This is a genomic window from Georgenia sp. SYP-B2076 (assembly GCF_003991205.1).
Taxonomy (GTDB): domain Bacteria; phylum Actinomycetota; class Actinomycetes; order Actinomycetales; family Actinomycetaceae; genus Georgenia.
In genome coordinates, this window is sequence record NZ_RXOZ01000036.1 from 36,318 (window position 1) to 49,511 (window position 13,194).

General features: G+C 73.5%; 14 protein-coding genes. 1 reads left to right on the top strand and 13 read right to left on the bottom strand.

Annotated features, from left to right (window positions below; translation table 11 throughout):
* Positions 1-30: 30 nt before the first annotated feature.
* The 9 genes from EJK16_RS17590 to EJK16_RS17630 form a co-directional block, all read right to left on the bottom strand.
* Positions 31-924 carry a F0F1 ATP synthase subunit gamma gene (locus tag EJK16_RS17590; RefSeq protein ID WP_127131715.1) on the bottom strand — a complete coding sequence of 298 codons (894 nt, stop codon included), beginning with the start codon at positions 922-924 and terminating at the stop codon, positions 31-33.
* A 2-nt stretch (positions 925-926) separates the two neighbouring features.
* Entirely contained in the window at positions 927-2,567 is a 1,641-nt protein-coding gene (atpA, locus tag EJK16_RS17595; RefSeq protein ID WP_127131717.1) for a F0F1 ATP synthase subunit alpha, read from the bottom strand.
* Positions 2,568-2,640: 73 nt separating this feature from the next.
* Positions 2,641-3,456 (bottom strand): F0F1 ATP synthase subunit delta, encoded by an 816-nt coding sequence (locus EJK16_RS17600; protein WP_127131719.1) that lies wholly within the window; start codon positions 3,454-3,456, stop codon positions 2,641-2,643.
* A complete protein-coding gene (locus EJK16_RS17605; protein ID WP_127131721.1) occupies positions 3,456-4,025 on the bottom strand; it encodes a F0F1 ATP synthase subunit B in 570 nt (189 codons plus the stop codon). Before EJK16_RS17605 ends, EJK16_RS17600 begins: the two co-directional genes overlap by 1 nt.
* A complete protein-coding gene (gene atpE, locus EJK16_RS17610; RefSeq protein ID WP_164737404.1) occupies positions 4,025-4,234 on the bottom strand; it encodes a F0F1 ATP synthase subunit C in 210 nt (69 codons plus the stop codon). Before atpE ends, EJK16_RS17605 begins: the two co-directional genes overlap by 1 nt.
* 88 nt (positions 4,235-4,322) lie before the next feature.
* Positions 4,323-5,135: a F0F1 ATP synthase subunit A gene (gene atpB, locus EJK16_RS17615; protein ID WP_370276100.1), complete on the bottom strand. Its 813-nt coding sequence runs from the start codon at positions 5,133-5,135 to the stop codon at positions 4,323-4,325.
* Between the two features lie 231 nt (positions 5,136-5,366).
* Complete coding sequence (locus EJK16_RS17620; RefSeq protein WP_127131725.1) at positions 5,367-5,813, bottom strand: hypothetical protein; 447 nt, start codon at positions 5,811-5,813, stop codon at positions 5,367-5,369.
* A complete protein-coding gene (locus EJK16_RS17625) occupies positions 5,810-7,210 on the bottom strand; it encodes an MraY family glycosyltransferase (RefSeq protein ID WP_127131727.1) in 1,401 nt (466 codons plus the stop codon). Before EJK16_RS17625 ends, EJK16_RS17620 begins: the two co-directional genes overlap by 4 nt.
* The gene (locus EJK16_RS17630) at positions 7,207-7,941 is read right to left on the bottom strand and encodes an L-threonylcarbamoyladenylate synthase (protein ID WP_370276102.1); all 735 of its coding nucleotides are present in this window, start codon (positions 7,939-7,941) and stop codon (positions 7,207-7,209) included. The genes EJK16_RS17625 and EJK16_RS17630 overlap by 4 nt, the downstream gene beginning before the upstream one ends.
* Before the next feature lie 55 nt (positions 7,942-7,996).
* Between EJK16_RS17630 and EJK16_RS17635 the strand changes: the two genes are divergently transcribed.
* Positions 7,997-8,446, top strand: a complete 450-nt coding sequence (locus EJK16_RS17635) for a VanZ family protein (protein ID WP_127131731.1) — start codon at positions 7,997-7,999, stop codon at positions 8,444-8,446.
* Here the strand turns inward: EJK16_RS17635 and prmC are convergent.
* The 4 genes from prmC to rho form a co-directional block, all read right to left on the bottom strand.
* Complete coding sequence (gene prmC / locus EJK16_RS17640; protein WP_127131733.1) at positions 8,424-9,350, bottom strand: peptide chain release factor N(5)-glutamine methyltransferase; 927 nt, start codon at positions 9,348-9,350, stop codon at positions 8,424-8,426. The two genes, EJK16_RS17635 and prmC, sit on opposite strands and share 23 nt — an antisense overlap.
* Complete coding sequence (gene prfA / locus EJK16_RS17645; RefSeq protein ID WP_127131735.1) at positions 9,347-10,447, bottom strand: peptide chain release factor 1; 1,101 nt, start codon at positions 10,445-10,447, stop codon at positions 9,347-9,349. Before prfA ends, prmC begins: the two co-directional genes overlap by 4 nt.
* A gap of 108 nt (positions 10,448-10,555) precedes the next feature.
* Positions 10,556-10,771 (bottom strand): 50S ribosomal protein L31, encoded by a 216-nt coding sequence (rpmE, locus tag EJK16_RS17650; protein ID WP_127131737.1) that lies wholly within the window; start codon positions 10,769-10,771, stop codon positions 10,556-10,558.
* 184 nt (positions 10,772-10,955) lie between these two features.
* Positions 10,956-13,118: a transcription termination factor Rho gene (gene rho / locus EJK16_RS17655; protein WP_127131973.1), complete on the bottom strand. Its 2,163-nt coding sequence runs from the start codon at positions 13,116-13,118 to the stop codon at positions 10,956-10,958.
* Positions 13,119-13,194 lie beyond the last annotated feature (76 nt).

Sequence of the window (13,194 nt, forward strand, 5' to 3'; positions counted from 1 at the left end):
TTGTCCCCGACGGCCGGGTGGATGGTTTCATCAGCTTGACGCCAGCGCGTCGGCCCCGGAGACGATCTCAGTGATCTCCGAGGTGATATCAGCCTGACGGGCCGAGTTCGCCATCCGCGTGTAGTCACGGATCAGGTCCTCGGCGTTGTCGGTCGCGGTGTGCATCGCGCGCTGGCGGGCGGCGAGCTCCGACGCCGCGGACTGCAGCAGCTGGGCGTAGATCCGTCGGCGCACGTACATGGGCAGCAGGGCGTCGAGCACCTCCTCCGCGGACGGCTCGAACTCGTACAGCGGCAGGGGCTCCCCGCCGCTGGGCGTGACGCCCTCGACGACCTCGATCGGCAGCATGCGCCGCACCTGCGGCACCTGCGTGACCATGGTCTCGAAGCGCGTGAACACCACGTGCAGCTCGGCGACGCCGCCCTCCTCGGCCGGGGCCGCATAGGCCCCGAGGAGGGCGTCGGCGATCTCGCGGGCCGTCTCGGGCCGGGGGTTGTCCGACCCGCCGGTCCACGACTGGACGACCTCGCGGCCACGGAACCGGAAGTAGCCCTCGCCGCGGCGCCCGGCCACGTACAGCACCGGCTCCTTGCCCTGCTGCTCGAGCCGCTCGAGGAGCCGCTCGGTCTCGCGCAGCACCGTGGCGGAGTAGGCGCCCGCCATCCCGCGGTCGGACGTGATCGCGAGGACCGCCACCCGCTTGGTGTCGGTGCGCCCGGTCACCAGCGGGTGGTTCAGCTGGGCGTGCTCGGACACGGCCGCGACCGCACGCATGAGCGCCCGGGTGTAGGCGTCCGTGCCCTGCGCGGCCTTGCGGGCCTTGGTGATGCGGGAGGCCGCGATCAACTCCATGGCCCGGAAAACCTTCTTCAGGGTCTGGGTCGCCTTGATCTTCTGCTTGTAGACCCGCTGTGATCCCGCCATGCTCAGCCTCGCTTCGCGCGGACGATCTGCTCCTGCGCGACCTCGGCCTCGACGTCGTCCCCGTCCAGCGACGGCTCGGCGCCGAGCGGGTTGCCGTCCGCGTCGAGGAAGCCCGTGCGGAAGCCCTCCACGCCGGCGCGCAGCGCGTCCTCGGTGGCCTCCTCCAGCTTGCCGGTGGCCAGGATCGTGCCCAGCACGTCCGTGCTGCGGCGCAGGTGGTCGAGCAGCTCCGACTCGAAGCGGCGCACGTCCTTGACGGCGACGTCGTCGAGGTAGCCGTTGGTGCCGGCCCAGATCGAGGCGACCTGGTCCTCGACCGCGTACGGCGTGTACTGCGGCTGCTTGAGCAGCTCCATGAGCCGCTCACCGCGGGTGAGCTGCTGGCGCGTGGTCGGGTCGAGGTCCGAGGCGAACATCGCGAAGGCCGCCATCGAGCGGTACTGCGCGAGCGTGATCTTCAGCGTGCCGGAGACCTTCTTCATGGCCTTGGTCTGCGCGTCACCACCCACGCGGGAGACCGAGATGCCGACGTCGACGGCGGGGCGCTGGTCCGCGTTGAACAGGTCGGACTGCAGGAAGATCTGACCGTCGGTAATCGAGATGACGTTGGTGGGGATGTACGCGGAGACGTCGTTCGCCTTGGTCTCGATGATCGGCAGGCCGGTCATCGAGCCCGCGCCGAGCTCGTCGGACAGCTTCGCGCAGCGCTCGAGCAGGCGGGAGTGCAGGTAGAAGACGTCGCCGGGGTAGGCCTCGCGGCCCGGCGGGCGCCGCAGCAGCAGGGACACGGCGCGGTAGGCCTCGGCCTGCTTGGACAGGTCGTCGAAGACGATGAGGACGTGCTTGCCCTGGTACATCCAGTGCTGGCCGATGGCCGAGCCGGTGTAGGGGGCGATGTACTTGAAGCCGGCCGGGTCGGACGCGGGCGCCGCGACGATGGTCGTGTACTCCAGCGCGCCGGCCTCCTTCAGGGCGCCCTGGACGGCGGCGATCGTCGAGCCCTTCTGGCCGATGGCGACATAAACGCAGCGGACCTGCTTGTCCGGGTCGCCGGACTCCCAGTTGGCCTTCTGGTTGAGGATCGTGTCGATCGCGATGGCCGTCTTGCCGGTCTGGCGGTCGCCGATGATGAGCTGGCGCTGGCCGCGCCCGATCGGGATCATCGAGTCGATGGCCTTGAGGCCGGTCTGCAGCGGCTCGTGGACGCTCTTGCGCATCATCACGCCGGGCGCCTGGAGCTCGAGGGCGCGCCGGCCCTCGACGCCCTGGATCTCGCCCAGGCCGTCGATCGGCTGGCCCAGCGGGTCGACCACGCGGCCGAGGTACCCGTCGCCGACGGGCACGGAGAGCACCTCGCCGGTCCGGCGGACCTCCTGGCCCTCCTCGATGCCGGTGAACTCGCCGAGGACGACGACGCCGATCTCGCGCACGTCGAGGTTCATCGCCAGCCCGAGGGTGCCGTCCGCGAAGCGCAGCAGCTCGTTCGCCATCGCGCCGGGCAGGCCCTCGACCTGGGCGATGCCGTCGGCGGTCAGAGTGACGTGCCCGATCTCCTCGCTCACCGCCTGTGTGGGCTCGTAAGAACTCACGAAGCTGTCCAGCGCAGCCCGGATCTCGTCGGGCCGGATCGTCAGCTCAGCCATCTGCTCTTCCTTCGCTTCTGTTGGCCGCTCAGCTGCGGCCGGTCGTTCATGGTCGGTCAGGTTCTGTGCGGCCTCAGCCGGCGAGCCGGCGGCGGGCGTCGGCCAGGCGGGTCGCCAGCGTGCCGTCGATGACGTCGTCGCCGACCTGCACACGCACGCCGCCGACGAGCTCGGGGTCGAGACCCACGTGCACCTCGACCGGCGTGCCGTAGGAACGGCTCAGGATGTCGCCGAGGCGGTCGATCTGCGCGTTCGTCAGCGGCACGGCGGAGGTGACCGAGGCCACCAGGTGCTTGCGGCGCTCCGCGGCCAGCTCGGTGACCCCGCGGAGCGCGGCCGTGACCGACCGGCGGCGCAGCGACCTCGCCGCACGCACGGCGAGGACGAGGGTCTCCTCGACGACCTTGCCGCCGAGCACGGCGTCCATGAGGGCCGCGCGCCGCTCGGGGGCGGTGCCACGGTCCTCGACCGCCATGCGCAGCTCGCGCTCGTCGGCGAGCATCCGCACGAGGCGGTAGGTCTCGTCCTCGACGGTCTCCAGCCGGCCACCGCGCTCGGCGGCGGCCAGCACGGACGTCACCGCGACGGCCTCGACGGCCTCCGCGAGGTCGCCGGCGTCGGACCAGCGCTCGCGCACGAGGCCGGCGACGAGGTCCACGACCTCGGGGTCGACCCGGCCACCGAGGACCGCCGCGGCGAGCCGCGCCTTGTCCTCGCCCGGCCGCGAGGGGTCGGTGAGGGCGCGGCGCAGCGCGGCGGAGCCGTCGAGGATGTCGACGACGGCGAAGAGCTGCTCACCGAGGTCGCGCGAGCGCTCCCCCACCTGGCGCAGGACCGGCTCCCACCGCTCCACCGCCTGGTCGAGCGCCGCCTGGCTGCTCGCCCGCATCACGCCTCCTGCACGTTTGCCGTAGCGCCCTCGGCCGCCGTCTGCGCCTCGAGCTCGTCGAGGAAGCGGTCGATGACGCGCGACTGAAGGGCCTGGTCGGCGACGGACTCGCCGACGATGCGCGAGGCCAGCTCGCTGGCGAGCATGCCCACGTCGGTGCGCAGCGAGATCTGGGCGGCCTGACGGTCTGCCTCGATCTGGCGCTGCGCGCCGGCCGTGACGCGGTCTGCCTCGCCCTGGGCCTTCGCCCGGGCCTCCACCACGATCTGCTTGCCCTCTTCCTGGGCCTGCTCGCGGACGGCGGCTGCCTCGCGGCGCGCCTGGCCGATCTCCTCGGCGATCTGCGCCTCGGCGTCGGCCGCGGCCCGCTGGGCCTCCTCGGCCTGCGCCAGGCCCGCCTCGATCTTCGCGGCGCGCTCGTCGAGCATGCCGGCCAGCCGCGGCACGGCGTACTTCAGCAGGAAGAATGCGATGACGACGACGCAGACGGCCGACCAGAGGATGTCGTAGCTGGCCGGCAGGAGGACGTTGTGCTCCCCCGCAGCCAGCACCCGGTCGGTGGCAACCATCACGCGAAGACGAAGCCGGCGGCCAGGCCGATGAGGGCCAGCGCCTCGATGAGGGCGATACCGATGAACATGTTGACGCGGAGCGGGCCGGCGAGCTCAGGCTGACGGGCCAGCGACTCCTGCGTCTTGCCGACGAGGATGCCCATGCCGATGCCGGGACCGATGGCCGCAAGACCGTAACCGACGGTGGCGATGCTTCCGGTGATCATTCGGAGGATTTCCTTCCGTAGTGCAAACCGGGTCACTCCCGGTTCGTCGTGGGGTTCACCGCGGCGGGCTGGGGGCACGCCGCGAGGTTCAGTGGGACTCGACCGACAGCTGGATGTAGACGGCGGTGAGGAGCGCGAAGATGTACGCCTGCAGGAACGCGATGAAGATCTCGAGGATCGTGAACGCGAAGCCGGCGGCCAGGGTCACGACGCCCACCACGGACAGCCCGCTCGCTACCTCGAAGAAGAAGAAGCTCGTGGCCGCGAAGCACAGGACGAGCAGCAGGTGCCCGGCGAGCATGTTCGCCATGAGACGGACGGTCAGCGTCAGCGGCCGCAGGATGAACGTCGAGAAGAACTCGATCGGCGTCAGCAGGATGTACACCGGCCACGGCACGCCCGGCGGGAAGAGCTGGGACTTGAGGAAGTGGCCGCCGCCATGGTGCGCCTTGATGCCGGCGCCGATGAACGCGACGTAGGCGATGACCGCGAAGATCAGCGGCAGGCCGATCACGGAGCTGCCCGCGATGTTGAGGAACGGGATGACGCCGGTGATGTTCATGGCGAAGACGCCGAAGAAGATGACGATGAGCAGCGGGGCGTACCTGCGCCCCAGCTCCTTGCCGAGGGACTCCTCGGCGATGTTCGTGCGGACGAAGTCGATTGCCATCTCGCCGAGGGACTGCCCCCGGCTGGGCACGAGCTTCGGGCTGCGGGCGGCGAGCCAGAAAAGCAGCACGAGCACCGCGGTGGCGATCAGCCGCACCAGCGTGATCCGGTTGAACTCGAAGACGGTGCCCTCGAACAGGATCGGCGCCGGGAAGAAGTCGGCCAAGGAGGGTCCGTGGAAGCCGCTACCACCCTCGGCGGCGACGATGTCCGCCTGGGTGGTGAGCGTCAGGAGAGATTGGACAGACAGGACGTCCCCCTGTGGTCGGTTCCGGCACTCACGATTCCCCCGGAGCACGCCCGACGAACGGCCGGTGCTGGGGTCGGGCATGAGCCTAACGTAATTTCCTCGTGGCACCGACCACGGCCCGCGGTCGCGGCGCGGCCCGTGACCGCACAACGGCGGCGGACGACGCGGGCCGGTCGCGCACATGAGGGCGCGGAGCCACGCACGTGTCCCCGCTCAGCTCGCGTCGGGGTCCCGGGGCGCGGCGGCCGCGGGCTCGACCGTGGGCACGCGCGAGCGCAGGGCGGCGCTGGCCTCGATGGCGAACGACCCCATGATCGCGAGGACGAGCACCACGAAGAACGTCCCGGGCGAGAAGAAGTCCTTGTCGCGGATGAGGACGAGCGCGACGAACAGGACCACGATCTTCGCGAGCCAGCCGGCCATGCCGGCCGCGCTGGCGACGTGGAGCGGCTTGTCCGCCGTGACGAGCGCCGTCGCCGCCGTGCCCATCATGAACAGCGCGGCGACGCCGGCGCCCATGAGCGCGCCCCACAGCCCGGCGGCCCCGGCGACGAGGTAGCCCACCCCGCCGCCGACGACGGCGAGGACGACGACGAGGAGCGCCAGCCTCCGCAGGACGAGGCGGAACATCGCGCGGGTGGCGGCGGCGGTCTCGTTCATCGGGGGTCCTCGTGCTTGGGCGGCGCGGTGGCCGCCTGACGGTCATGGGTGGCGAAGGGCCGTGCGGGCCCGGCGTGGGCCGCCGCGGGTCGCGGGCCCGCCGGGCGGGGGGTCTGGTGGTCGGCCGGGCGGAACCCGCCCGGCGCGGCGCGACCGGGGGTCGTCTCGCGGCCGGGAGCGGCTCGGTCCGGCGTGGTCACGGCGGGGTCGGGCGCGCGGTCGGCGGGGTCGGGGGCGCGGTCGGCGGGGTCGGGGGCGCGGTCGGCGCCGACCACGTCCGGCCCGGCCAGGTCCGGCTCCGAGTGCCCCCGGCGCAGGCCGGGGAGCTGGTTGTAGGTGATGACGGCCGCGAGGGCCACGGCGAGCACCGCGCCGACGGCGACCCCCGCCGTCGGGAGGAAGGCCAGTCCCACCGCAGTGAAGGCGAACACCGCCGTCCACAGGTACATGATCAGCACCGCCCGGCGGTGGCTGTGCCCGAGGGCGAGGAGGCGGTGGTGGAGGTGCATGCGGTCGGGCTGGAACGGTGACTGGCCGGCCCGCAGCCGCCGGGACACGGCCATGGTCATGTCGAGCAGGGGCATGAGCAGCACCGCGACGGGCAGGAGGATCGGGACGTACGCGGGCAGGACCTGCTCGGTGGAGACGGCCGCCGGGTCGATCTGGCCCGTGACCACGATCGCGGCGCCCGCGACGGTGAGGCCCAGCAGCATCGAGCCGGAGTCCCCCATGAAGATCTTCGCCGGGTTGAAGTTGTGGGGCAGGAACCCGATGCACACGCCCACGAGCGCCGCGATGACGGCGGTGGCGAGGTTCGAGTAGTTGCCGGGCGAGGCGTCGCGGGTGAGCAGGTACGTGTAGGCGAAGAACGCCGTGCCGCCGATCGCGATCATCCCCGCGGCGAGGCCGTCGAGGCCGTCGACGAAGTTCACCGCGTTGATGGCCACCACGACCACCAGCACGGTGGTGATCAGGGAGAGCCTGCTCGAACCGATGGTCAGGCCGAAGACGGGGAACGTGATGAGCTGGACGCCCTGCCACGCCATGACGCCGGCGGCGAGGACCTGGCCGACGAGCTTGGTCATCCAGTCCAGGTCCCAGATGTCGTCCGCGACGCCGAGGAGGCACACGAGCGTCGCACCGGCGAGGATGCCCCACGCCATGGAGGTGTCGTGGAAGACGCCGTGCAGGAACGGCACCCGCGAGGCGACGAGCAGGGAGACGGCGAGGCCGGCGAGCATGGCCACACCCCCCAGGCGGGGGGTGGGCACGGTGTGCACGTCGCGCGCGCGCACCGGCGTCAGCGCCCGGGTCACGTGGGCGAAGCGGCGCACCAGCGGCGTGGTCAGGAACGTGACCGCCGCCGCGACCAGCATGACGAGCAGGTAGACCCTCACCGCGGGCCGTCACCCTCCCCGGCCGGCACGGCCCGCTCGTCCACCGGCGTCGCGCCGGCGTCGGCCTGCCCGCCGGTCGAGGCCGCGTCCGCGGCGTCCTCCTCGGCGAGCTCGGGGGCGACGGCCGCCAGCTCGGCGCGGCTCAGGGCGCCCTGGCGCAGGATGGTCAGGCGTTCGGCGGTGGCGTCGATGATGGTCGAGGCGGTGCCCCCGCCGGCCCGACCGCCGTCGAGGTAGACGGCGACCGTGTCGCCGAAGTACTCCAGCGCCTTGGACGCGGTGTGCGCGGAGGGCTTGCCGGTGAGGTTGGCGCTGGAGACGGCGAGGGGGCCGGTGCGGCGCAGCAGCGCCAGCGCCGTCTCGTCGGCGGGCATCCGCAGCGCGACGGTGCCGTCGGTGTCGCCGAGGTCCCACGCGAGGGACGGCTGGGCGAGGCAGATGATGGTCAGCGGACCGGGCCAGAAGGCGGCCACGAGGTCCCGCACGACGGCGGGGACCTCGGTCGCGAGGCCGTCCAGCGTGCCGGGGGTGCCGACGAGCACGGGCGGCGGCATCTGGCGCCCGCGGCCCTTGGCGGCGAGGAGCGCCGCCACCGCGCGCGGGTCGAAGGCGTCCGCGGCGATGCCGTAGACGGTGTCCGTGGGGAGCACCACGAGGGCCCCGCGTCCGAGGGCGTTGACCGCCTCGTCGAGACCGGCGCTTCGTTCCCCGGCGTCCTGACAGTCGTACACAGTCACCGTGCGAGTCTCCCACGGCGCCGGGGTGGACGTGACATCCTGCCCCTCGATGACTGCCGCTCGCGCCCCCGGTCCCCGGGCCGCCGCCGGTCGCCGTGGCCCGCTGCTCGCGCTGGCGGTGGCGCTCGTGGTCCAGCTGGTCGTCCTCTACCTGCCCGAGGTGCCCTCGGCGGGCACCGGCGTGCCGGGCGTGGACAAGGTCGTGCACGCGGCCGTCTTCGGGGCCGTGACGGTGGCCGGGCTGCGCGCGGGGCTGCGGGCCCGGCTCGTGGTCGGCTTCGGCCTCGCCCACGCGGTCGTGAGCGAGCTGGTCCAGCACCTCCTGCTCGCGGGGCGCTCGGGCGATCCGCTCGACGTCGTCGCCGACGTGGCGGGCGTTGCCCTCGGGTGGGTCCTCGCCCGACGGCTCGCGCGCCGGCCGGCGCGGCGGGCGGGGGCCGCGCCGGCCGCGGGCGGTGCCGGCGCGCCGGGCGGTCTCAGCCCGGGCGGCGGGCGGTGACGTACCGGTCGCGGCCGGACAGGTCCCGCCCGGTGGTGACCTCGACCAGCCCCGCGGCGGCGGCGGCCCGGCGCGCGGCGTCGGCCTGGACCTCCGCGTGCTCCATGACGAACAGCCCGCCCGGGGCCAGCAGCCGCGCGGCGGCCGCCATGACGGCGCGCGGCACGTCGAGGCCGTCCGCGCCGCCGCCGTAGAGGGCGAGGTCCGGGTCGTGCTCGCGCACCTCGACCTCGCGGGGCACGGCGTCGGGCGGGATGTAGGGCGGGTTCGAGACGACGACGTCGACCGTGCCGTCGAGCTCGGGCAGCGCGGTGGCGGCGTCGCCGAGGACGAGGTGGACCCGCGGCGCGAGCCGCGCGACGTTGCGGGCGGCGACGAGGTGCGCGTCGGGCGAGATCTCGACGGCGTGGACGTGGGCCGCGGGCACCTCGGTGGCCACGGCCAGCGCGATGGCGCCGGAGCCCGTGCACAGGTCGACGACCACGGGGGCCCGGCCGGCGCGGGCCCCCGCGGCGGCGGCGTCGACGGCGACCTGGGCGACGGTCTCGGTCTCCGGCCGCACGATGAACGCCCCGGGCGCGGCCTCGAGGAGGAGGTACCGGAACGCCATCTCGCCGGTGATGTGCTGGAGCGGCTCGCGCCGCCGCCGCCGGTCGACGAGCCCGGCGTAGCGAGCCTGGAGGGAGGCCTCCTCCCCCGGCGCGGCCAGGTCCGCGAACGTGGCGGTGGCGGGGACGCGGAACAACGAGCGGCCGAGGACGTGCTCGGCGAGCAGGCGCGCGTCGACGTCGGGCGAGGGCACGCCGGCCTCGGCCAGGACGAGCGCGGCACCCGCGACGGCCTGGCGCACGGTGGGCGCGCCGGGCGCCGGCCCGGCGCCCGGCCGGGTCGGGGCCGGCGTCATGACCCGGCGGGCCTGGCTGCGGCGGCGAGGCGCTCGGCCTCGTCCATCTCGATGGCCGACGCGATGACGGGGCCGAGGTCGCCGTCGAGCACGTGGTCCAGGTTGTAGGCCTTGTAGCCGGTGCGGTGGTCCGCGATGCGGTTCTCGGGGTAGTTGTACGTGCGGATGCGCTCGGAGCGGTCCACCGTGCGGACCTGCGAGCGGCGCTGCTCCGACGCCGCGGCCGCGGCCTCCTCCTGCCGGGCGGCGAGGAGGCGCGCGCGCAGCACGCGCATGCCCTGCTCCCGGTTCTGCAGCTGGGACTTCTCGTTCTGCATCGACACGGTGATGCCGGTGGGCAGGTGGGTGATCCGCACGGCCGAGTCGGTGGTGTTGACGCTCTGCCCGCCCGGGCCGGAGGACCGGTAGATGTCGATGCGCAGGTCGTTCTGGTCGATCTCGAGCTCGCCCGGGTCGTCGACCTCGGGCAGCACGAGCACGCCCGCGGCGGAGGTGTGGATGCGGCCCTGCGACTCGGTGACGGGGACCCGCTGGACGCGGTGGACGCCGCCCTCGTACTTCAGGTGGGCCCACACCCCCTCGGCCGGGTCCTGGACGGTGCCCTTGGCCTTGACGGCGACCGAGACGTCCTTGTACCCGCCGAGGTCGGACTCGGTGGCTGTGATCAGCTGCGTGGACCAGCCCTCCCGCTCGGCGTAGCGCAGGTACATCCGGAGCAGGTCGCCGGCGAACAGGGCGGACTCCTCGCCGCCCTCCCCCGCCTTGATCTCGAGGATGACGTCGCGTGCGTCGTCGGGGTCCGCGGGCACGAGGACCCGGTGGTAGTGCTCCGCAGCGGCCGCGGCGGTGGCCTCCAGCGCGGGGAGCTCCTCGGCGAAGGCCTCGTCGGACTCGGCGAGCTCGCGGCCGGCGGCGAGGTCGCCCTCGGCGCCCTGCCACGCGTGGTAGGCGTTCACGATCCGGCCCAGCTCGGCATAGCGACGGCCCAGGGTGCGCGCCCGCCCGGCGTCGGCGTGGACGGCCGGGTCGGCCATCGCGCGCTCGATCTCGGCGTGCTCGACCAGCAGCGGCTCGATCGCCGCGAGGTCCTCGCTCATGGTGTCCTTCCCATCGGCCGGCCGCGGGGCTGGCGTGCGCAGATACGACGACGCCGGCGGGAGCCGCGGACCGGGGTCCGCGGCGTCACCGCCGGCGCCTGAGGGGTGCTAGTTGGCCGTCTTCTTGCCGTAGCGGGCCTCGAAGCGGGCGACGCGGCCACCGGTGTCGAGGATCTTCTGCTTGCCGGTGTAGAAGGGGTGGCACGCGCTGCACACGTCGGCGCGGATCTCGCCGGAGGTGGCGGTGCTGTGCGTGGTGAACGTGTTGCCGCACGTGCACGTCACGGTGGTGGTGACGTACTCGGGGTGGATGCCCTGCTTCATTTCTCTCCTAGGTTCGTGGGTGCCCCGGGTCGCACGCGGTGCGCGTACGTGAACCGGAAGCCGACGAGACATTGTGCCAGATGCTGGCCGGGGGTGGGAACGCGGGACGAGCGCCCCGCATTCCCCACACCCGCGCCGGCGGCCGTGCCCGGGTGGGCGCCGCGGCCGCCGGTGGGCGGGGACGTCAGTAGATCGCGAGCTCCGGCTCGTGGGTCGGGCTCGGGGTGGTCTTCTGGACGGTCATGAGGAACTCCGCGTTCGACGCGGTCTCGCGGAGCTTGCCCAGGAGCAGGTCGATGGCCTGCTGCTGGTCGAGCGCGCCCATGACGCGGCGGAGCTTCCAGACGATCTTGAGCTCCTCCGGGGCCATGAGCAGCTCCTCGCGGCGCGTGCCGGAGGCGTTGATGTCCACGGCCGGGAAGATGCGCTTGTCGGCGAGCGAGCGCGAGAGCCGCAGCTCCATGTTGCCCGTGCCCTTGAACTCCTCGAAGATCACCTCGTCCATCTTCGAGCCCGTCTCCACCAGCGCCGAGGCGAGGATGGTCAGGGAGCCGCCGTGCTCGATGTTGCGGGCGGCGCCGAAGAACTTCTTGGGCGGGTACAGCGCCGAGGCGTCCACGCCACCCGAGAGGATGCGCCCGGAGGCCGGGGCGGCCAGGTTGTAGGCGCGGGACAGCCGGGTGATGGAGTCCAGCAGCACGACGACGTCCTGGCCCAGCTCGACCAGCCGCTTGGCCCGCTCGATCGCCAGCTCGGCCACGATCGTGTGGTCGGAGGCGGGACGGTCGAAGGTGGAGGCGATGACCTCGCCCTTGACCATCCGCTCCATGTCCGTGACCTCCTCGGGGCGCTCGTCGACGAGCACCACCATGAGGTGGACGTGCGGGTTGTTCACGGCGATGGCGTTGGCGATCTGCTGCATGATGATCGTCTTGCCGGCCTTGGGCGGGGACACGATCAGGCCGCGCTGACCCTTGCCGATCGGGGCGACGAGGTCGATCACGCGGGGCGTGATGGCCTTGGGCGTGGTCTCCAGGCGCAGCTGCTCCTGGGGGTAGAGCGGCGTGAGCTTGTTGAACTCGGGGCGCCGGCGGGCGTCCTCGAGGCTCTGGCCGTTGATGCTGTCCAGGCGCACGAGGGCGTTGAACTTCTGGCGGGTGCTGCCGTTGACGTCGGCGTCGTGCGGCTGGCGCACGGCCCCGGTGATCGCGTCGCCGCGGCGCAGGCCGTTCTTCTTGACCTGGTTCAGGGTGACGTAGACGTCGTTCGGCCCGGGCAGGTAGCCGGAGGTGCGCACGAACGCGTAGCTGTCCAGCACGTCCAGGATGCCGGCGACGGGCAGGAGGACGTCGTCCTCGCCGATCTCGACGGGCTCGTCGTAGCCGGAGAACTCGCGGCCCCCGCCGCGGCGCTTGCGGTCACGGCTGCGGTCGCGGTTGCGCCGACGTCCGCCGCGACGGTCGTCCTCGGTCTCCTCGCGGCGGGTGCGCTGCTGCGTGTGCTGCTGGCCGGCCGGCTGGTGGGCGCCGGTCTGCTGGTGGCCGCCGTCGCGGCGGTCGTGGCCGGGCTCGTTGTGGTCGGCCCCCCGGCGGCGGGAGGCGGCCTCGCCGACCGCGTCGAGCGCGCGGCGTGCCCGCTCCTCCTCGCTCTCGCCGTGGCCGGCGTCCGCGCCGGCGGCCAGGGCGGCCTTCTCGCGCAGCTCGCGCTTCAGGGCCTCCTTGGCGTCGTCGTGGGTGGCCTGGGCGTCGTGGGTGCTCGCAGCGGTGGGCGCGGCCGCGCCGTCGGCGGCGGTGCCCGCGGGTGCGGTGGCGCGGCGCGAGCCGCGGGTCCGGGTGCGGGGTGCCTCCGCGCGGTCGGCGGGGGCGGCGGCTGCGCGGTCGGCCCGCGCCCCGTCGGTCTCGTCGTGGGCGCGCTCGGCGGGCGCGGTCTGTACCGCCGGCTCGGCGGCCTGCGCGACCGGCTCGGCGGCGGCGGACGCGGCGCGGCTGGACCTGCGGGTGCGGGCGGTGGCGCCGCTCGCGGGGGCGGTGGCGCCGCTCGCGGGGGCGGTGGCGCCGCTCGCGGGGGCACGGGTCTCGGTCGCGGGCTCGGCGGTGCTGCTCGTGCGGCCCTCGGTCTCGGCGGTGCGGCCGGCGCCGTCGCCCGCGCTGCCCGACCCGCTTGGGGCGCCACGTCGGCCGTCACGGATGGCGGCGATCAGATCGCTCTTGCGCATCTTCGTGGTGCCCTTCAGGCCCATCTCGCCGGCCATGGCCTGCAGCTCGGGCAGGCGCATGGTGGTCAGCGAGCCGCCACCGGAGGCGGGGGCGGCAGCCGTGCGGCCCGCGCTCTCAGGGGCGTCGATCATTTCGGTCACGAGGTTCCTTCCCTCGGTGAACGTCCTCACGCGGACGCGGGGACGGCGTTCAGGTCCCAGCCAGGAC

What these genes read in the sequence shown, in the direction of transcription:
- EJK16_RS17590 (WP_127131715.1), bottom strand. Translation starts at nt 924, where the DNA reads ATGGCGGGATCACAGCGGGTCTACAAGCAGAAGATCAAGGCGACCCAG.
- atpA (WP_127131717.1), bottom strand. Translation starts at nt 2,567, where the DNA reads ATGGCTGAGCTGACGATCCGGCCCGACGAGATCCGGGCTGCGCTGGAC.
- EJK16_RS17600 (WP_127131719.1), bottom strand. Translation starts at nt 3,456, where the DNA reads ATGCGGGCGAGCAGCCAGGCGGCGCTCGACCAGGCGGTGGAGCGGTGG.
- EJK16_RS17605 (WP_127131721.1), bottom strand. Translation starts at nt 4,025, where the DNA reads ATGGTTGCCACCGACCGGGTGCTGGCTGCGGGGGAGCACAACGTCCTC.
- atpE (WP_164737404.1), bottom strand. Translation starts at nt 4,234, where the DNA reads ATGATCACCGGAAGCATCGCCACCGTCGGTTACGGTCTTGCGGCCATC.
- EJK16_RS17620 (WP_127131725.1), bottom strand. Translation starts at nt 5,813, where the DNA reads ATGAACGAGACCGCCGCCGCCACCCGCGCGATGTTCCGCCTCGTCCTG.
- EJK16_RS17635 (WP_127131731.1), top strand. Translation starts at nt 7,997, where the DNA reads ATGACTGCCGCTCGCGCCCCCGGTCCCCGGGCCGCCGCCGGTCGCCGT.
- prmC (WP_127131733.1), bottom strand. Translation starts at nt 9,350, where the DNA reads ATGACGCCGGCCCCGACCCGGCCGGGCGCCGGGCCGGCGCCCGGCGCG.
- prfA (WP_127131735.1), bottom strand. Translation starts at nt 10,447, where the DNA reads ATGAGCGAGGACCTCGCGGCGATCGAGCCGCTGCTGGTCGAGCACGCC.
- rpmE (WP_127131737.1), bottom strand. Translation starts at nt 10,771, where the DNA reads ATGAAGCAGGGCATCCACCCCGAGTACGTCACCACCACCGTGACGTGC.
- rho (WP_127131973.1), bottom strand. Translation starts at nt 13,118, where the DNA reads ATGATCGACGCCCCTGAGAGCGCGGGCCGCACGGCTGCCGCCCCCGCC.